At 32.5% G+C, this 21,211-nt stretch carries 14 protein-coding genes and 1 tRNA gene; 10 read left to right on the forward strand and 5 right to left on the reverse strand.

Features of this window, described 5'->3' with window-relative positions; translation table 11 throughout:
* Positions 1-43: 43 nt before the first annotated feature.
* Genes ACEN92_RS04085 through ACEN92_RS04095 form a run of 3 tightly spaced genes read right to left on the reverse strand, consistent with a single transcriptional unit; the run spans position 44 to position 7,143 of the window.
* Positions 44-2,710, reverse strand: coding sequence for a S9 family peptidase (locus ACEN92_RS04085; protein WP_495641100.1), 2,667 nt, complete (start codon positions 2,708-2,710; stop codon positions 44-46).
* Between the two features lie 9 nt (positions 2,711-2,719).
* Positions 2,720-4,108 carry a RagB/SusD family nutrient uptake outer membrane protein gene (locus ACEN92_RS04090; RefSeq protein WP_495641101.1) on the reverse strand — a complete coding sequence of 463 codons (1,389 nt, stop codon included), beginning with the start codon at positions 4,106-4,108 and terminating at the stop codon, positions 2,720-2,722.
* A gap of 11 nt (positions 4,109-4,119) precedes the next feature.
* A complete protein-coding gene (locus ACEN92_RS04095) occupies positions 4,120-7,143 on the reverse strand; it encodes a SusC/RagA family TonB-linked outer membrane protein (RefSeq protein WP_495641102.1) in 3,024 nt (1,007 codons plus the stop codon).
* A gap of 561 nt (positions 7,144-7,704) precedes the next feature.
* Here ACEN92_RS04095 and ACEN92_RS04100 point away from each other — a divergent pair.
* The 10 genes from ACEN92_RS04100 to ACEN92_RS04145 all read left to right on the forward strand — a co-directional run bounded on the left by ACEN92_RS04100 (position 7,705) and on the right by ACEN92_RS04145 (position 20,393).
* The gene (locus tag ACEN92_RS04100) at positions 7,705-7,941 is read left to right on the forward strand and encodes a helix-turn-helix domain-containing protein (RefSeq protein ID WP_035627429.1); all 237 of its coding nucleotides are present in this window, start codon (positions 7,705-7,707) and stop codon (positions 7,939-7,941) included.
* A gap of 422 nt (positions 7,942-8,363) precedes the next feature.
* A complete protein-coding gene (locus ACEN92_RS04105; protein ID WP_495641103.1) occupies positions 8,364-10,448 on the forward strand; it encodes an HsdM family class I SAM-dependent methyltransferase in 2,085 nt (694 codons plus the stop codon).
* Positions 10,445-11,716, forward strand: a complete 1,272-nt coding sequence (locus tag ACEN92_RS04110; protein ID WP_495641104.1) for a restriction endonuclease subunit S — start codon at positions 10,445-10,447, stop codon at positions 11,714-11,716. Before ACEN92_RS04105 ends, ACEN92_RS04110 begins: the two co-directional genes overlap by 4 nt.
* Before the next feature lies 1 nt (position 11,717).
* Positions 11,718-15,020, forward strand: coding sequence for a DEAD/DEAH box helicase family protein (locus ACEN92_RS04115; protein WP_495641105.1), 3,303 nt, complete (start codon positions 11,718-11,720; stop codon positions 15,018-15,020).
* On the forward strand, positions 15,020-15,412 hold the full coding sequence (locus ACEN92_RS04120; RefSeq protein ID WP_495641106.1) for a hypothetical protein: 393 nt from the start codon (positions 15,020-15,022) through the stop codon (positions 15,410-15,412). Before ACEN92_RS04115 ends, ACEN92_RS04120 begins: the two co-directional genes overlap by 1 nt.
* 23 nt (positions 15,413-15,435) lie before the next feature.
* Positions 15,436-16,317: a restriction endonuclease gene (locus tag ACEN92_RS04125; RefSeq protein ID WP_495641107.1), complete on the forward strand. Its 882-nt coding sequence runs from the start codon at positions 15,436-15,438 to the stop codon at positions 16,315-16,317.
* Positions 16,318-16,653: 336 nt separating this feature from the next.
* Positions 16,654-17,175 (forward strand): KwaA family protein, encoded by a 522-nt coding sequence (locus ACEN92_RS04130; protein WP_495641108.1) that lies wholly within the window; start codon positions 16,654-16,656, stop codon positions 17,173-17,175.
* Between the two features lie 9 nt (positions 17,176-17,184).
* Positions 17,185-17,997: a hypothetical protein gene (locus ACEN92_RS04135; RefSeq protein ID WP_495641109.1), complete on the forward strand. Its 813-nt coding sequence runs from the start codon at positions 17,185-17,187 to the stop codon at positions 17,995-17,997.
* Between the two features lie 678 nt (positions 17,998-18,675).
* Positions 18,676-18,846, forward strand: coding sequence for a hypothetical protein (locus ACEN92_RS04140; protein ID WP_495641110.1), 171 nt, complete (start codon positions 18,676-18,678; stop codon positions 18,844-18,846).
* Positions 18,843-20,393, forward strand: a complete 1,551-nt coding sequence (locus tag ACEN92_RS04145; protein ID WP_495641111.1) for a recombinase family protein — start codon at positions 18,843-18,845, stop codon at positions 20,391-20,393. The genes ACEN92_RS04140 and ACEN92_RS04145 overlap by 4 nt, the downstream gene beginning before the upstream one ends.
* Here ACEN92_RS04145 and ACEN92_RS04150 read toward each other — a convergent pair.
* Positions 20,359-20,432, reverse strand: a tRNA-Arg gene (locus ACEN92_RS04150). The two genes, ACEN92_RS04145 and ACEN92_RS04150, sit on opposite strands and share 35 nt — an antisense overlap.
* Before the next feature lie 181 nt (positions 20,433-20,613).
* Entirely contained in the window at positions 20,614-21,210 is a 597-nt protein-coding gene (locus ACEN92_RS04155) for a 3'-5' exonuclease (RefSeq protein WP_495641112.1), read from the reverse strand.
* Position 21,211 lies beyond the last annotated feature (1 nt).

A 21,211-nucleotide genomic window follows, 5' to 3' on the forward strand; every position in this document is an offset into this window, starting at 1 on the left:
ACAATGCAGTTCCAACCGAACTGCATTGTATTTTTATTTAAGCCTATTGTTGTACACCGACACTAATCCATTGCGCAGATGTGCCTTCCTTTAGATAGTAGTCAAACCACTGCTGTAGCCGAAGCGACAGATCAATCTGATTCTCTTTAGCACTAAAAACATGTCCTTCGTTTGGATAAAGCAATAGGATGTTTTTCTTTCCCAATCGTCGCAGGGCCAAATAATACTCAAGACTCTGACGCACATCAATCTGCTTATCTGCTTTTCCGGACCATAACAGCAAAGGTGTATTAACTGTTTGTGCATTATGTATCGGAGAGTTATTATGGAACACTTCAGGTGCGTCAAATGGCGTTTTTCCCATCCACCACTGCTGGTTTTGAAACCGCCACATATCAGGCTTTCCTGTGTTTTGGTTCACAGTCAGAAAAAAGCTTGTCAGATCAGTTATGCTGCTGCCCGCGATTGCGGTTTTAAATAAACTTGTCTGTGTAATTATAAAGGCAGCCTCATAGCCTCCGAATGAATGTCCAATCAGCCCAATTTTGTCAGTGTCAATGATGGCTTTATCAATCACCTTTCTTGTGGCTGCAGTGACGCAGTCCAGAGCAGATATGCCAGGATTGCCATATTGGTAACGAATATCTGGCAGTAGGACAAAGTAGCCTTCCAAGGTAAATACAGTTGCATTGAATCCGTCTGCGTTGCTTAATGAGGGGTTATTGTAGTGATGAACCAGTCTTGACTGCTGCTCGTATATATGAACGATCATAGGGTACTTTTTCTGTTTGTTATAATTTGCAGGGTATTGCAAAACTCCTTTTAAATTTTCCCCTCTTGAATTTTGGTAGTAAATTATTTCAGATCTACCCCAATAGTATTTTGACTGATGGGGATTGCTTTGAAAGACGGCTTTGGCTTCCTTTTTATGATTTTTTACTATCAGTTGAGGTGAGAGGTCAAAACGCTGTTTCCTATAGAAGAAGTTTTGTTTCTTGGCATCACAATACAACTGGTCTGTATACGCTACCTCATAAATAATTTGTTTTTCACCTGAATACGGATTCCAAATAAACCATCCTGTTTTTCCATCTTCTCCTTCGGCGCGCAGTATAAGCTCCTTATTGATATTAAAACTATCTGATGCTGGACTATCATAAACAAGCTTTAAGGGTTTATTTAAAAAATCCGCAATACGGTATTTTATTTTTCTTTTTCGTCCATGTGTGAGCTTTCTTGAGACGCTACCATCAGCTGCTATTGCCCAGATATCGTACTGGTCATACAATAAGAGTTCTTTATCGTCTGTGCTCCAGCCAGGAGTGCCGCAGGCAAATTCTGAAACCAAAAGTGGATGATTTTCTTTAAATTTGATTTTTATTTTTTGGGTAATATTGGTGTGAGTGCCCTTTTCTATGTTATAAACCCACCAATTATTTTCCTTATAATAAGCTACATATTTTCCTTTGGGAGAAGGCATTAGATATTCGGAGAGAGGAGATTGTTTTTTTAGAAAAAGTTTTCTTTCCAAAGTACCGAGATTCATAATATAAAAATCTCTTGGACCTTCTATTTCAAACTGAGGTTCATACGCTTTGGGATTGGACAGAAAGGCATTTTTCTGGTCACCGCTAAGCATCATTTTAGGAAGCTCTGCAGTTGTAACAGGAATAGCATTGTTTGATAATGGCATCCATAAAGCAATCTTGACTGATTTTTCAATCTGGCCGATAAGCTGTTCTTGTAGATATACCCATTTATCATTTGCATTCCAAATCTCCACATTAGAATTTATTTTGCTCTCTTCCTTAGTATTTTTATTATTATAATTGAAAAAGACGCTTTGTAAATCATCTGACACTACTAAATCATAATTGTTGCCATCTGCTATGTAGCTATCTTTTGGAAAAGTGATCAGTTCACTCGGTGTAAGCCGGTAGAGATTTTCTTTATCCACTATATAATAGAGAAGAGAGTTCTTGAAACGATCCTTTGTATGACCAATAAATGCAAGTGATTTCCCTTCTTTCTGCCAGGCAAAATCCTTATAACTCTCATCTCCACTTACTATAAGCTGCTTTTCCTGATCAGCTTTTTGAAGGTTCAATAAATAGGTATTACAAATATTTTCAAAATAAGTACTGTAGACCAATGTTTTTTGATCTGGACTTAATGAAAATTGAATTCCATTCTGAATTTCCTTTATAGTCTTTCCATTTGGTTTACGGAGAACTATTTTATTACAATTTCCCTCAGGTCGAAAAATAATAATTAGACAATCGGCAGATTTTGAGTACAAATACTTTTTGACCGATTTAATTATTTCTGCTTTGCCCGTTTTTAAATTCAATATGTGAAGATTGTTTTGAATCATGCAGACAAATGTATTTTTTTCTGTAAATACTGAATTTCTTGCATCTGGAAAGTGATAGATTTTATTCGTATCTGAGTTTTTAACAAAGAGTGTATCGTTCCCATTCTCATACTGTATTTTAAAGCTCACCCAATTCTCATCAGGTGCTATCTTTTCTAATTGTAACGTGCCCCATAAATGATAATCTGAAGCGGTTAAATCTTTTTTTTGCACTGCCTGTCCCCAAAGAGGACAGGCTACTAATGGCAAAATAAAAAAAACAAATAAAATTCTGACGTGAGTCAGGGCATTTAACTTTCTGCTACAGACTGCAGTTTTATCATAAAGTGTTGACATAATATAATTTTAATATCCGGCGTTTTGCGGTAAAAGATTCGGATTGGCATTTAATTCATTTTGCGGAATAGGAAATAAACGGTCTGTAGTATTCCAGCCGGGTTTCACTACTGAAAGTACCTGGTCGACTGTGTCAAATCGTTTCAAATCAAAAAATCGATGACCAGCCTCAGTAAAGAGCTCCCATTTTCTTTCCTCAAGCAACGCCTGCAGAATTTCGCCTTTCGAAATAGCTGCCGTATCTGATAGGCCAGCTCTGCGTCTGACATGGTTTAAATCTTCTTTTGCGCCAAGGAGATCGCCCTGTTTTACCCTTGCTTCGGCTCTAATAAGATACTGCTCAGCCAGACGAAAGAGTATAGAGTACTCTACTGAAGTACCAGTAAAATTGTTTTCCTTATATTTATAGGAATAATACCATACTGAAGTTCCCTGATTAATTTGTTTGATCCAACTGGATCGGCGTAAATCTCCAAGTCCGAATGAAGTGACCAGTTCAGGAGTTAATGCTGTGACAGTTGGTGGTGCAGATAAAATTGTAAAAGTCTCTGCTTCTTTGGTATTCTGTCCCGAGGCAGCTGATTTAAACTGCCAGATCGTTTCTTTTGAACTTATTAAAAATACCTGATTTATGTTTTTTTCCAATATAAAAAGATCAGTACTGTTAAGAATGGCAGACGCTTCATTGGATGCTTCAGCATAGGAGCCATTATAGAGATATGCTCTTGCCAACAGTGCTTTTGCTACATATTGATTTGGACGCACTCTGTCAGTGCTGCTATAAGCAGCGGGGAGTAGAGCAGCTGAGTTGTCAAGATCCTCGATAATATTTTGATAGACGTCACTTTCAGACATTCTGATCACCTTGCTGTTGATTTTATAATCTGTTGTTTGGATGTAAGGGATGGGCCCGAAAAGGTTGACAAGGTAAAAATATAATAAAGCCCTGATGAATAATGTTTCGCCCTTTAGCTTCTTTTTGTTATCGATCGAAATGCTAGTGCTTTTTTCAATCCCCTCTAGTATTGAGTTGGCTGCATATATTTGATTGTAAGCTAAATTCCAATAGTCCAAAATAACAGCATTTGAAGGAAGAAGGGAATTATTGTAGAAATTCAGCGTTGGACTAGAGGCAGTGCCGAACGCGGTAAGTTCATCAGTATAGTTTCCGAGCTGGTTTGATAATCCCGAACTAAGCCCTGTTAGCATTCCCTTGTCTCTTATTTTTGCATATATGTCGGTAAGCGCGGCATCAGCGGTAGCGTAGTCCTGGAAAACACTTTCGCTTGTAAGCTGAGATTTTGGAAGATCTACATCGACAAATGAATCACATGCATTCATTGTATAAAGACAGATCAATAGTGCTGTCAGTTTTATATTTGGATATACTAATTTCATTTTTTCTGGATTTAAAAAGTGAGTTGTACGGCTGCCGTAATTACCTTAAGAGGAGGAAGGAAACCGGATATTACAAATTCAGGATCTCCATCTTTGTAATTGGTGAAAGTCAACAGATTTTGGCCCTGCAGCATAACCCGGCACTGGGTTTCTTTTAAATTAAGTGGGACATCGTAAGTGATAGCAATGTTTTTTAACCGAATAAAAGAAGCGTCTTCTATCCCTGCATTACTGATTGAGTATAAATAATTGGTATTGACGGCAGCTGAGTTTGTACCGGATGTGTACATCTGATACGCGGCCTCGTCTCCGGGCTGTTGCCAGCTGTCAGTCATTCGTGCGGGCTGGTTTGTCATTTGTCCAGGTTGGCCTATCAGATAAGCTTTGTTTTTCTGATTGACAAATTGAAATAAAAAGTCTAATTTCCAGCGTTTGTAGGATAGCTGATTCTGAAGACCACCATAATATTTAGGGTTCAAATCGGATACAGACTGCTGGTCATCAGGAGAAGATAGTTTGCCATCGCCATTTAGATCTTCAAATTGATATAAGCCGTATTGAGGATCGATTCCCTGATAATTATAGAGCAATTTGATATTTAAAGGTAGGCCGACACGATACTGCTGGCTGTAAGTAGAACTTTCCAATCCGGGAAATCTGACCAGCTTATTTCTTTCAAATGTGATATTAAGATTGGTCGTCCAGTTAAAATTATAAGATTTAAAATTTACAGTTCTGAAAGTTAATTCCAGTCCCTTATTTTCTACTACCGCATCAAGGTTGGCCTGCAGAACGGTGAAGCCCGTTGTGCCGGGAAGCGGAATGCCCGTCAGCTGATTGGAAGAGCGGTTCTGATACCATGCAGCAGTAGCAAAAACACGGTCTTTTAGAAATCCCAATTCCAGAGCAAGTTCAAACTTTTTATTAACTTCCCATCCAAAATTTTCATTGTACAGCCTTGTCGGCTGTAGGCCTATTATACCGTTATAATTTACCCCTGAGGTGGTGTAGGTGTCTAAGAATTGATAATCGCCTATCTGATCATTTCCCGTCGTGCCGTAACTTGAGCGAATCTTTCCAAAACTGATCCAGTGGCTTTCTTTCAACAGATTTTCATTGGAAAACAGCCACGCAACGCCAACAGCACCAAAATTCGAAAATTGGTTTTCTGGACTGAAACGGCTTGATCCGTCTCTTCTGGCTGTGAAATTGATGATGTACTTTTGCTGCCAGTTGTAATTCAGTCTTCCAAAAAAGGCCTGATATTTATACGCTGTCTCATCATTCAGTAGCACTGTTACAACAGAAGCTGCCCCCAGATTATATATCAGACTGTTAGAACTGAATCCGTCGCCAGACTGGAACAGTCTTGAAGTGGTCTGATTTTGGAATGTTGAACCTAAGAGCACGTCAAGTTTCCCTTCGCCGAGATCTTTTTGCCAGTTCATCTGGGGCTCTACAATCCAGGAAGAACGATTAGTATTGTTGACGTAAATGCCGGATCTTGCACTTGTAATATTATTGGCGGGATTAAATAGTGTTGAGGGTGAAGTTCTGGTTTCAACTGTACTCAAACTGGTATAGCCAAGACTGCTTTTAATTGTAAGGTCCGGAAGTATTTCGTAAGAAAGAACAGTATTGGCGACAAGATCATGGGTTTTGGATTTAAATTCGGCATTCAGATTTCTTAGTGGATTGTTCCATGTTTTATTTTCCCAGTTCAGGCTTCCGTCTTCGCTGTAAAGGGCCGGTGCATTAGGTGCCAGCGTTCGTGATTCTGTCGTAAAGTCAAATGCAGGCTGGTTATTATCCTGTACGTTGTATCCGGCTGAGAAAGTGAGTCGAAACTTATTACCGTCTGAACGGTGGTTTAAATTAAAGTGGCTGCCACCTTTTTTGTAGAGGAAATCCCCAGGGAAAACAGTTGATTCGGTATAATAATTGCCACTGAGAAGAAACTGGGTTTTTTCTGAGCCGCCCGATACACTTCCCATCATATCGTTGATCATCGCCGTTCCTCCCAAAAGTTCTTCCTGCCAGTCAGTGTAACGGTTTTGATCCCAAGTACCATTAATATCATAATCCCGCGCTTTGTACTGGGTAAGTTTATCATTTACAAAAGCCTGTCTGCGCATGTTTAAATATTGCTCCGTATTCATCAGTTTCATGAATTTGGTTACCGATCCAGCTCCTGTTGATGCTTTGATGGTAAAAGTGGTTTTGCCTGCCTTGCCTTTTTTAGTAGTGATTAAAACTACTCCATTAGCACCGCGGGAACCGTATATGGCTGTTGCATCGGCATCTTTTAGGATTTCAATACTTTCAATTGATTCCGGATTAATGTTGTTCAATGGACTGGTAACTGTGGGAAATGTGGTCGAAGTCTGATTATAGCCAATAGGGCTGGACGCGTACGGAACCCCGTCTATAATATAGAGAGGAGCATTTGCATCAGAGCGCAGGCTGTTCTGACCCCGTATCTTTATATCGAATCCACCACCAGGAACTCCTGTTGTCTGAGTTATAGAGACACCAGCCATGCGGCCCTGCATGGTTGCCAGCACATTGGTAACGGGTTGGGTTTCGATATCTTTTGAAGTTATACGTGCGATACTGCCAGTGCGCTCGCTTTCTTTAACTGAATAATATCCCGCATTCACACGTACTTCCTGCAGTGTTGTTGTATCGTAGGAAAGTATGATATTCACAAGGGAACGTCCCTGAATTGGAACCAGCGAAGTTTTAAAACCTATATAAGATACTACCAGTGTGTCACTAGGAGAGCATAACAGTATAAACTGACCGCTATAATCAGAAATTACGGCCTTGTTTTTTTTGTTTTTAATACCAACAGTTACTCCGGGCAGGGGATTAGTACCGTCTGTGACAGTGCCCTGAACGTTATGTTGTTGGGGAAATAAATTGCCTTGCCGAGATTGATTTTTGGCAGACAATGGTGAAAAAGACAGTAGAAAACCTATAAAAATTAGGCAATAGAGATCTATTCCACCCTTGGAAAATGAATAATTATTCATAATTTTGGGATTGGTTAGTTAAATATGATTTGACTGGCTACGGTCCTCTGCTCTAGTTAGTCGCTGCTGCAGAGGGCCATTTTTTATGTATTAAGTAAACGACTTAATAGGCATAAGGAAGATTTGTTCAATACACAGGCAATGATAATTTTAAAAGGTTCGACTTTTTAGATGCGAATTTTAAAAAAATAATTAGTAGTACGCTAAGAATAACAAGTGAGTTTGTGAGCAAAAAAAAGGCGCAGAACTCAGCTTATCGTTTTCAAGGCACTGGCGGCACCCTACCACAAATAAGTGAGCCCACGCCATAAGACGTGAGCATCTAACTTATCCTCTCGTGGTTAATAAAACGCCAGTTTTTGAAAACGAGAATCAAAGCGAATGCTTCAAATATTTTTACATGAAGAATCGCAAAATTATTTAATTATATGCTAAATGCAAATAATATTAAATGTTAATTCAAATAATAAACAAATATAACAATTTTTTTTTATTTGTTATAAGATCTTATAACATTTTTTAATGGAATTATCACGCCTTTTGTTTAAATGCTTAAAAAAGATGGAAAAACATAAGGAGGAAAAATTAAAAAAATTTGGCTTGCATGTTAAAAAGCTTAGAACTGAATTAGATTTAAGTCAAGACACTGTTGCCTTAAATAGTGATAAGCTTATCAAAGCTACAATAAGTGACATAGAAAATGGGAAAAGAAATTTATCATTTACAACACTTTTAGATTTAGCAAAAGGATTAGGAAAGCATCCTAAAGAATTACTAGATTTTGATCTTGAAAAATAAAAACTAAGATCTCTACGATTTTAAATTATACTATTTTCCAGTATTTGATTATGGAATGGTATGAATATTTTACTTATTAAAATTACAGTTGGTTTATACGCAAGAGGAACAGTATACTAATTCATGAGAAATTATCATCAAATGATATTTGGTAGAGTAGGAGATTAAATAAAAAAGATGCGTAAGCATCTTTTTTATTTAATAGAAATGTAATAACACTCTATTTATTTGTGTATCAGAATTTACTTTTTACTTTTATTTTTTCTTAATTAAATTTTTTTTTAATTTGCTCATACACTTCTTTCACAAATATAAACTAGAAGCCCTATTTAGTTTAAAAAAAAGCAATTTTATCAATAATTTCTGAGGAGAATAAGCATTAGAATTATCTATATTTACCAATTCTAACATTAAAACACAAAATGAGCATAAATATATTACAATACGAAAAAGACGTTTGGAAAACTGCCGATTTACTTATAGCCTCTGGAATAAAACAAAGTGACTTCCCAAAATACATGATGCCTTTCTTTGCGCTACTAATGGTTGAAAGTAGATTAGTAAGAGAAGCTAAAAGATTAAAAGAAGATATAGGAGAAACTGATATTGAAGACTTTATTGAGATGTTCCAGTTAGAAGGATTAGGGTATAATGATTTTGTTATTAGAAAAAATAAAACACTAAAAGACATCTGCAAAAATGATAAGACGTTTGATGTTGATTTTCATGCTTACCTAAAAGCATTCGATCCTGAAACTAAATATTTGCTTGGAGTAGATAAAGGGACTGAAGAAGAAAAGTTTTTGGATATATCTGGTATTAGTGGTTTGCTAAAAAAGAAAAGGATATTATTTGAAACTGTTCAAGCGTGGAGTGAAATTGATTTAACACCTTTTAATAATTCTGAAATAACAACTTTAGAAGAGCACATTAAAAGAAAATGGGCAGATATTTCAGCAGAAACTGCTGGAGAACAATATACACCTGATGATATTATCTCTTTAATAACTGATATTATTGCTTCTAAAATTGAAGACAATGAAAAGTTTCTAACAATATACGATCCAACGTGTGGTGGAGGAAACCTTTTGTTTGGTGTTGAAGATAAAATTAAAGAGAATTTTAAAAGACCAACTGCTACTTATGGTGAAGACTGGAATGATAGTTTGTACGCTTTAGCTAAAATCGAAAGTAGATTTAGGGTTGGGTCTCAAATAGAGCACGGAAATACTTTAACAGAAATTAAGTTTATCGAAAAGAAATTTGATGTAATTGTTGCAAATCCTCCTTACGGAGTTGATTGGAAAGGATATCAAAAAGATATTGTAAACGATACAACTGAAAGATTTATTGCTTTGCCGTCTATTTCTGATGGTCAATTTTTATTTACACAACATATTCTATACCAATTGGCTGATGATGGCTTGGCTGTTGTGGTTCATAATGGTTCAACATTATTTAGTGGTGATGCAGGTAGTGGTGAAAGTGCTATTAGAAAATATTTTCTAGATAATGATTGGGTTGAGGCAATTATCCAAATGCCTACAGATGAGTTTTTCAATACTGGAATTTATACTTATCTATGGATATTCAATAAAAACAAACCCTCGGATAGAAAAGATAAAGTGATGCTTATTAATGCAGCTAATTTATTTGTGCCTTTAAAGAAAAGTAAAGGTAAAAAGAGAAAGCAAATGAGCGAGGAAAATAGAATTGAAATTGTAAAGGCTTTTACTGAATTTAAAGATAACGAATATTGTAAAATCTTTGATAAGTGGCATTTTTATTTCAATAAACAATCAATTTTATTAACTAACGTTGATGATGCTGGTAAATCTGTTAAAATGCCTAATAAAGTAGATAGAAACGGTGATCTTAAAGAAGAAAAAAGTATAAAATTAGAACCTATAACAATTGCGATTTTAGACAGTTTTAAAGAAAACAGAATTAAAGCGATTAATGAAATGGTAATTACAAAGTTTGAGGATAAAAACTATTCTAGCTTATCCAATTATTATGAGAGTTATTTTAAGTCTTTTGTAAACGATTTTGATTATAAGGCTGATGCGTTTATATTAATTGATAAACAAGGCAATTCATTCCATTATGACAACAACAAAGAAACTATTGTTGTAAAGGACAAAGACCAGAAAGAAAGCTTTTTAGGAAATGGAAAAATAATTGTTAAATCTACTTACAAGAAAAAGACATCAACTAAAGAAGAACATATTCTAGTTACGGCCGAAATAACTAAAGATCTTCAAAAAGATTATGAAGTAATTCCTTTTAGTCCAGATGAAAAGCAAAATCAAGAAAATATAGCCACTTTTATGGATAAATATATTACCAAACCGTTTGAATATTTAGACAACACAATTGGTGTAGAAATTAATTTCAACAAAGTATTTTACATTCCAGAAAAATTAAGAGATACAGCTAAAATCAAAGAATATTTAAAACAATTAGAGCTTGATTTAGCTAACCTTGAAAAACAATTAGCTATATGATAAAATATAATAATTACATACCTACTGAAATACAATGGCTACCGATAATTCCAAAAGATTGGGAAATAAAAAGGATTAAAGATATTGCTGATTATCAAAGTGGTTATTATATTGATGCAATGGAGTTTGATGAAGAAGCTGAATTTCCTGTATATGGAGGTAATGGTATTAGAGGATTCTGCAAAAAATATAATCATAATGGGAATTATATTTTAATTGGTAGACAAGGGGCATTGTGTGGTAATATTAATTATGCAAATAATAAGTTTTGGGCTACCGAACATGCAGTTGTAGTATATCTAAAAAAAGATATTAATATAATATGGTTTGGCGAATTATTAAGGGTTATGAATTTAAATCAATATGCTTTATCTGCAGCACAGCCAGGATTATCCGTTGATAAGATTAAAAGATTAGAACTACCTTTTGTTCCCCACAAAACTCAAAATATTATTGCTAATTATATTCTGCAGAAAACCCAAGCGATTGATAAAAAAATAGATTTATTAACTCAAAAAAATAATTATTATAAAGAATACAGAAAAAGTATTATTAACGATGCTGTTTGTAAAGGGTTGAATACAAATGTAGAATATTCAGAAAAAGAATTTGGTTTTAAGACCAATATAAATTTCAATAGATTTCGATTAAAGGATTTGGGTTATTTATATAGTGGTTTATCTGGAAAAAGCGGAGGAGATTTTAATCAGGATGAAAACCCATACAGTAGAGGATTTATTCCTTTCACAAACATTGCTAATAATACATATCTAAAAGCAGACTATTTAGGAACAGTTGTAATTTATGAAACTGAAAATCAAAACAGAGTTAAAAAAGGGGATATATTCTTTTTAATGAGTTCTGAAGGTTATGAAGATGTTGGAAAATCTGCAATTTTGGATGATGAATTAGAAGAAACATATTTGAATAGTTTTTGTAAAGGATATAGAGTTACTGCACATAAAAAAGTAAATCCATATTTTTTAAATTATTTATTATTATCTGATAATTACAGAAAATTACTAACCATTGAAGGAAAAGGTTTTACGAGAATAAATTTAAAAATGGAAAAAGTAAATGACTTTATAGTTTTTATTCCTAGGACTTTAGATGAACAAAATAAAATTGTTGCATATATTGATTCTAAAACCCAAACAATTGACAATATTATTAAAAATATAAATATTCAAATAACAATGTTAAAAGAGCTTCGTAAAACATTAATTAATGATGTAATTACAGGTAAAATAAAACTAACAGAGGACTAATATGAATGAGTTAGATTTACAAGATAAATATTTAGTAAACTTTTTTTGTGAGCGTCCAGATGGTTTACAATACAAAGAAGCAAAAGCCAATACAGTTTCAAGTCATTTTTTTATAAACGAAGATTTAAAACACTTTCTTTCTGAAACTTCATTAAACAAAGACAATTATAAAAAACTATTAAAAAAGTTTGCGAGTGAAAAAGAGTTAATAGAAGCTTTCAGCTTGTTTTTGGATGAAAAAGTAAAGTCATCGATGAATATGGCTTTGTTTATTAATACTAACAAGTCAGTTACTTTTGAAGGTTTAAAATTTCATTTATTCTATCCAAGTGGTAGCGAAACGCACGAAGATAAATTGTTTGATGAAAATATTTTCTCTATCGTTCAGGAGTTACCTTATACTTTTAAACATCAAGGCAAACAATACTTTTCTTTTCGTCCCGATTTATCTTTTTTTTTAAATGGTATATTTTTAGGATATAGCGAGTTAAAAAGCAATTGGAACAATCAAAATGCTAAAAAAAATGGCAGAAAGAAAGTTGCAATGGATTATCAAACAGCAGTACAAGAATATTTAAAAATTGCTGATGGTAATGATTTATCTCAATCTATAAGAAAAGATTTTTTAAAAATATTTGAAAAAGCAATTCATATAACTTCTACAGATATTAACGAAACATTTATTATAAGAAGTATTTCAAATCATTTTGATGAAATAAAAAACACAGTTATCTCTGGTGAGTACGATTTTGATGAATATGAGAAAAAGGTTTTCAAAGATTTCAAACCATATCCTCTAATAAATAAAGATGCGGACAAAAATCTAAAGTTCGAAGAAGTATTCAAAGCATTGTACGATAAAAAAATGATAGAAAAAGAAATACTCTATTATAATTTTATTGAGCGTGAATTAATTAAAAAAGAAGGTAGTAAAGTAAAAGAATATAAGCATAATGATGGTAGATTAATCAGTCCTAGGCCAAAACAAAAATTTGGTGCAGATAAAGTTATCTCAAAAATCAACGAGTTTTTAGAACACGAAAACGAACCCGATTACTTTATTAATAAACTTGAAAAAGAATTAAAAGCAAAAGGTATTGGAAAAGCCCAAATAAAAGAATTAATTGCAAAAAGACAAAAATATCAAAACAACAAAAATGTATATTCTTTATTATTACAATATGCAGCAGGTTTTGGTAAAAGTAACATTATAGGTTGGACAGCATTACAATTAAAAGACTTGCGTAAAGATGGAAGTTACATCTATGATAAGATTATGTTAGTTGTTGATAGGTTACAATTACGTGACCAATTGGATAGTATGTTACATAATATGAACATTCAAAAAGGAATGTTTTTAGAAGCTTCAGACAAGAAAAGTTTTATGACTGCATTAAGTAGTGATAAAAGAGTTATCGTTGTTAATATACAAAAGTTTGGTGCAATAAAAGAAATACTAGATAATGAGGTTACATCAAAATTATCTAATTTAAGAGTTGCTTTTTTAATTGATGAAATTCACAGAAGTAATAGTGGTTCACAAAACGAAGAAATGATAAGTGTTTTTGATGAACTGCAAAGTGGCTTTGATAATAGCCAAGTTTATACAAATACCATTCATAAAAAAAATTTGATAATAGGTTTCACTGCTACACCAAGTGATATTACTTTAGCTCGTTTTGGGGAGTATAATAAATATGCGGAAGCAGAAAAAATTTGGATCCCTTTTGATAGTTACACTATGAAAGAAGCCATTGAAGATGGTTTTATTTTAAATCCTATTAGAGGTATAGTTCCAGTTTCATCAAAAATGCAATTTGGAATACCTGATAATGAGTTAGAAGGTTTTGAGGGTGATTCTGGATATGAAGAAATACCAGACAATACAGAAACTGGTATAGATGATGAGGGTAAAAAGTATGCAATTCGTAAAAAGAAAATTTATTCAAATAAAGAAAGAATTGAAGCAATTTCAAAATTTATTGCAGAAAGATTAGTATCAACGGTATATCATAATATTCGAGGTACAGCAAAAGCTATGCTGGCAGTTTCCTCAATTCCAAACGCAATCAGATACAAACGATTAATTGATAAACACTATAAGGACTTAGTGGAACAAAAAAAATACGAAAGATTTAAAGAAGCTCCTATTTATATAGTTTACTCAGATAGTCAAGACCAACCAAGTAGTAATAGTGTTAATGATGGTATAAATGAAAAACAAGTTTTACAAAACTTTAAACTAGCTAAAAATGGATTAATTATTGTCGTTGATAAACTTCAGACTGGATTTGATGAGCCTAAATTACACACACTTTTTTTAGACAAAGAGATAAGAGGTATAAATGCAATCCAAACTATATCAAGGGTTAATAGAACTACTAAATATAAAAATGATTGCAAGATTATCGATTTTTCATATAAAAATGTCAATGTTAAGAATATAAAACAAGCTTTTGAACATTTTAGTAATGTTGTTGTTTCAGATTTTGATCCATTAGGTGATGAAGAAAGATTAGATATTTATCTTAAGGAATTAAAAGACCAAGATTTATTTAAAACACATTTTAAGGCCTTTCAAGAATACAATACTACCAATGATGATATAACTATTATTCTAGGGATAGATAATGACTTTACAAGATTTATAACATCTTCAAAGAAAGAAGCAAAAAAATTAAAAAAAGTCATAAATGATTATTTCAAAATATTAAATCTTATAGAGTTTGTTATTGAGATTGATAATAAATACAATGAAGAATTATTTTTACAATTTTGGAGAAAATTTAGTATTATATACGGACAAATCAATAAAGACCAAAATGATATTGATGATGTAGAAATATACTTCGATAACAAAATCGGTATTGTCGCTCCACAAGATTATAAAGCTAAAGAAAAAAACAAAATTACAGGTGCTCCATCTGGTTCAGATAACAAGTATAAATATAATATTCTTAAAGTTATCGAAAAACGCAATCAAGAGGAAGAAGCAATTGCGGAGTTAATAGAAGATTTTGAAAATAAAATAGATGCTTTTTTTAGTTTCATTAAAGCAGATGAAATGGGAAAAAGATTAATTGCCAAAATTAAAGATGAGGGCTCAGCATTTTCTCAAGATGAAATATATACCGATTTCAATAAACTTTATAGAAAATATACTATAATGAATAAAGATTTAGGAGAATTTTTCAAAAGAGAAACAAAAGATATTGTAAATCAAATGTGTGATGATTTTGAAAAATCTTTATTTATAAAAAATGGGTTAGAATTACCAAGTAGACCTACACCTCCTAAAAAATAATGAAAGAAGAAGATAAAGAATATTTAGATTTACTTAATAAAGTGTATTTTGAAAGTTCAACCCAGTTTGACAAGCAATTACTTTTTGTAGCTTCGGGAGCTTTAGGATTATCATTAGCTTTTATAAAAGATATTGTAGTTCTTTCAAAAGCAACTAATAAAGAATTGTTATTATTGTCATGGATAAGCTTTGGATTAGTTATTTTGATTAATGTAATTTCACATTATACATCCTTAAAAGCGATCAATTATAAAATTCAAAATATTAATAAAAAAAAGGATAGATTTTCTCAGAGTTTTAATTCTGTTACAAAATATTTTAATATAATGATGATTGTTTTTTTATCATCAGGTCTAGTACTTTTAATTGTTTTTATAAGTATAAATATTTAACTTTAAATTCTTTGCGAATAGATATGACAGAAAATAAAAACAAACAGTCAACCTTTCCTAAATGGATGGGGCCATTATTAGAAGCATTGCGTCAATTAGGGGGCTCAGGCAGGCCGAAAGAAGTTACAAATACTATTGCAAAAAATTTAAAAATTTCGGATAAAACTTTGGAAGAAACTACCAAAACTGGAATCCCTAGATTTTACAATCAGGTAGCATGGGCAAGACAGTATTTAGTTTGGGAAGGTTTTCTTGATGCCTCTAGTAAAGGTATTTGGACTTTAACACCCAAAGGAAATGAAACTTATTTAAACGAAAAACAAGGCCGTGAAATTTTCTTAAAGTGGGTTGAAATAAATCAAAAAGCCAGAAAAGCGAAATCAAAGACGGAAATATTAAAAGAACAAGAGGAAGATGAACCCGAAAATATTGAACATACTCTTAAACCAAACTTACTAGAAGTTTTACAAGGGTTATCACCTAAAGGTTTTGAAAATATTTGTAAGCGTTTATTACGGGAACATGGTTTTGAGAATGTAGAGGTCACTGGTGGCTCACATGATGGTGGAATAGATGGATATGGAACCTTGGAATTAAATCCTTTTGTAAGTATTAAGGTATTGTTTCAATGCAAAAGATACAAAGGAACTGTTTCACGAGCTCAAGTTGGAGATTTTAGAAATGCAATGATAGGTCGTGCAGAAAAAGGTATAATCTTAACAACTGGTACTTTTTCCGAGGATGCAAAACGTGAAGCATCACGAGATGGAGCGCCTCCTATTGAATTAATTGATGCATCTAAATTAGTTGATTTATTTGAGAAAGTTCAATTAGGTTTAATTCCTAAAGTTATTTTTGAAGTTGATTTGAAATTCTTTGAACCATATTTGGATAAGGAAAAATGAACTCGTAGGCCGCTCACTTTTAAAAAATTATTATTAGGTTCTTATGATATGTACCGAATTTCAGACTTTACTCGCTTTAATATAGTTGACAATCTGTTTATGTTGACTAATTTTATTTTTTTCGATTTATTCATTTTATTGAGATTCTTTCAAATTAATATTTCCAATTCAATATTATAGTAGTGTAATGTAACTTTCTTCGAACTCTATGCATTCTTTACTTTCATAGAATGAAAAACAGGTATTTACACGTATTTTTTTATGTTTAAAATAGGTTTAATTTGTATAAATTAAAATTGTTTGAAAACATTTTTATAATTATTAAACTACTTAGCTATGAAAATTTTATATCAATTATTTTTAGCTTTTAATTCAACTTGGCTAATAGTTGTCGTTTTTTTAGTTAAAGAAAAATATAAGCTAAATCTTTTAGCCGAATACTCAATTAATTATTCTTGGGGAGTTTTTACAGCTATTCCAATTATCTTAACAGCATTAAGCTTTTTAATTGCAATTACTTTACCGAAGGATATAATAAATGCTAACTCTGTTAGTGAAATTGAATTAGCAAATAATAATTTTCTACCAACTTATCTAGGGTATTTTTTTGTATCACTGGGAATAGAAGATGTTCCTACTTTAATTGTAGTTTTTTCAATTATATACATTTTCACGTTTCTCTCTCAGACGCTCTATTTTAATCCTATTTTTTTGCTTTTTGGTTATCATTTCTATTTTATTAAAACTTCACAAAACATCAAAATTTTCTTAATTACAAGAGAGCAATTGAAAACACCTGGCGAAAATAGTTTTGAAAAATTGAGAAGAATTAATAACTATACATTTATCGAACTCTAATTAATTTATATGGCAAATTATATCTTTGGAAAGGTCAAAAGAAAGCAAAATATGTTTCGCGTTATTGAGACAGAAACTGAAGTTTACAATACTGAACAGCTAACCTTAAATGGCATTGACTATAATCCTGCAACTCTAATTGAGAATGAAGAACTATACCAACTTACAAGTTTTTCAACCTCGGATTTTATTTTAGATTTTCTTAAACACGAGTTAGCCACAGTGAACCAGAATCAAATAACAAAACCAGATTTAAAAAAGTTATCCTTTATCTGTACAGTGCAAGACAACCTCTATTTTTTTCAAATTATAAATTCAAGTTTTTATATCAGTAAAAAATGGTTCTCAATTGATGAATTAACTTTAGAAACCGAAAAACCAATTATTACTATTAATCCTTTTGCGGACGCTATATACGATAAGAATAGTGATATACTATATTTTAAAAAATTAACGGCTGCGCAAAAAATATTTAAAGGGATGGATCAATTATATAAAGAAGCAACAGAAGGAGAGACGCAAACATTTTTGAATAGTGACTTTCTTGATGTAGGAGTTGATTTCGTTGCTAAGAATGTTACAATTCCTAACAGAAAACGTATTGCATTAGTAAATGAGACTTTGAATAATTTATCCAATGAGGAAAAGCTAGCAATATATGACTACACGAATGAATATGGGCAAGTATCATTTGAGGATGGTAAATTTAAAATCGAAAGCGATGATGATTTGAAATTTGTTCTTTGGGGAATTGAACAAAGGTTTTACACTACACATATTGGTGGTGAAAAGAGAGTAGCTAATTCCATTATCAGTATTTAATTATCGCCGGTAGATCGGTATAGAAATATTATCGTTTCAACTCTGTTGCAATTAACGACTTTTACTTTAAAATAAATATTTTAAGTTTGTCTTATTGAAAAGGTCGAGGTAGATGAGAATTCATTTAAACGCTACTCAAATGGCACTTACCATACTTATTTTTATTGCTGCGGTAAATACAAAAACTTTAAGTAATTCTTTATATAATTGAAACTACAAAATCGATGTTTGCTTTTGACATAAAATACAAATACTTCTTCATAAATTAAAATCTGTCTTTGTTAGTTAGAAAACTATTCCAACAAAATATTATAGTCTGGAAATTTTATATCATTTTTCAATAATTAGATTCTTTAGAATGTTAGCTATCGAATATAATTAGTAAGATTCATGTAGCAACACATCACAATTTCTCCTTACGTTATTTATGTATTAGCAACACTTATAATTGTTTTTTTGATTTCGATAAACTATCACTTAATAACTTCGTAATGCATTTACGTGCAGTAGTTCGATCAATCAAAACTTTTTCTTTTAAATATCTTCTTTAATTATTATCAGACACAAAAGTAGCAAGTCAGAAATAGACTTCCTTTTAAGGACAAGTACTGTTGTTATTTAAATTTCAAACATTTTTGCATTTAAATTACTTTTTATGAATTTTTAAAGAGTAAAATTATGGAGAAAGATATTGATTACAGTAATTCAAAGTTAAGCCCAGAAAAAGCTTTACTACTGCTAAAGTCTGAGGGATTAGATGTCACCATTGAACAAGCCGAGGAAATTTTGTATTTCTTGAGAATAATTGCTAATATCGCTGTGTTAAAATATTTAAACGAAAGAAAATGAGCAGGATAGCGGACTTATACATCAGAGTGAGTACTGACGAGCAAGCAGAAAAAGGCTTCTCCCAACGGAATCAGGAGGAAATGCTAAGAAAATATTGCGGCATAAACCAAATACAGATACGAAATGTAATTTATGAAGATCATTCAGCAAAGACTTTTAACAGGCCGCAATGGAAAAAATTTCTGGCTAATGTAAAAAAAAATAAAAATAAAATTAATCTAGTTCTTTTTATGAAGTGGGACAGGTTCAGTCGCAATGCGGGTGATGCTTACCAAATGATAAATATTTTAAGAAAACTTGGTGTAGAGCCGCAGGCTATAGAACAGCCACTTGACCTGAGTGTTCCGGAAAACAAAATGATGCTGGCTTTTTATCTGGCTGCACCTGAGGTTGAAAATGACCGCAGAGCATTAAATACTTTTCAAGGGCTTAGAAGAGGTAAGAAAGAAGGCAGGCATATGGGTATGGCTCCTTATGGATACGCAAATAAAATCACTGAGGATGGAAAAAAATATATTGCCATTGTACCGGATAAAGCGGCAAAACTTATATGGATATTCGAACAGGTTGCAAGAAATGTTTTTAGTACTGAATCTATTTACCAGATGGCAAAGGATAAAGGGCTTATTCTGTCCAAGAGCAACTTGTGGGTCATTCTTAGGAATCCACTTTACTGCGGAAAAATTGTTGTTCCCAAATATAGAGATGAAGAAGAAAAATGGGTAAATGGCCAACATGATGCCATCATTAGCGATGGTTTGTTTTATCGCGTACAGGACGTTCTTGATAGTAAAGCGAGGACATATAGGCCAAAGGTCAAGACTATCGAAAATTTTCCATTAAGAGGCTTTTTTCTCTGTCCACAGTGCGGTCAGAAGCTAACAGGGAGCAAATGCAAAGGACGGAATAAATATTACTACTATTATCATTGTCATAAAGATTGTAAATGGAGAGTTAACTCGGAGATTGCCAATAAAATATTTAAAGACCATTTAAATAAATTCAAGCCGTTACCGGAAGTGAAGAAACTATATGCAGCAATTCTGCTTGAAGGATATAGAGAACATACAGGATTGATAGCGAATGAAAAAAAGAAGTCCCTTGAACAAATCTCAGCTTACGAAAAGAAGTTATCGGTTGCCAGAAATTTATTAGTAAGTGAGAAAATTGATGCTGAGGATTATAATCTAATGAAGAATGAATACAATGAAATTATCATTAATCTGGAAAAAGAGATGGGAAATGTAGAAGACGACAAAGGGAATATAGAGAATTTAACGAACTCAGGACTGGAAAACCTTTTAAAACTCGGTGACGCCTTTGATAATGCGAGCTTAGCAGATTCCAGGGAGATAATTGGTTTAATTTTCCCTGAAAATTTTACATTTCAAGAAAATAAAATCCGCACCGCCCGAGTCAATGAAATCATCAACTGTATCTACCTGGTAAACAATCGATTACGGGCAAAAAAAAACGGGACAAAAGATGATATTTTTCTTTTGTCCCGAGTAGTGACCTCGACTGGATTCAAACCAGTAACCTCTTGAGCCGTAATCAAGTGCGCTATTCAGTTGCGCCACGAGGCCTTAATGCGGGTGCAAATATAGGCATAAATGTGACATGCACAAAATAAAAATACTATAAAAACTAAATAAAATTTACATTTAAAATTATATATATGATAGTCAGCACATTCCTGAAAAACATTTTTCAGATAAATTTTGTTGAAAGATAAAAAAGGCTTTAAAAAAATGCTTTTATAGCATTTTATTTAATTCCCAGTCTCGATTTTAGTTTTAAAAACAACAATGCAATTTTATAAGCATCTTCGGCAGCAGAATTTCTATCGCTTTTTGGAATTTTATATATCTCACACAAATCATCCAAAGAAAATTGTTTATCATTAATATCATGCAATTTTCTATACATAACATCAATGTCCAATGCTTCATTTTTTAATCTGCCGCAATCTAATCGTTCCAGTGCCGCATTTATCATTTCAATATCAAAATTAATATGATGACCTACTAAAACTGCATTTCCTAAGTAATCTATAAAAGCTTCAAGAGCTTCATTTTCCTCAAGTTTTGTCATTTTGCTGTCAACTATGAATTCATTTGACAAACCATTATCATGCAAATACTTATATTGTAATAAAACTGCCTCGAAATTATCCTGAATAATTACGCTATCATTTACAACTCCAAATGAACCCAGGGATAAAATTACATCCTTGTCAGGGTTTAATCCTGAGGTTTCAGTAGATATTACTACAAACCTGCTTGGTTTCGTTTCAAATTTTTCCAGATAGTTTTTCCAAAAATCCGGATATTCTTTGTTAATATTTTTAAGCCAGTCCAGCATA

This window comes from Flavobacterium sp. Flavsp81 (assembly GCF_059491325.1).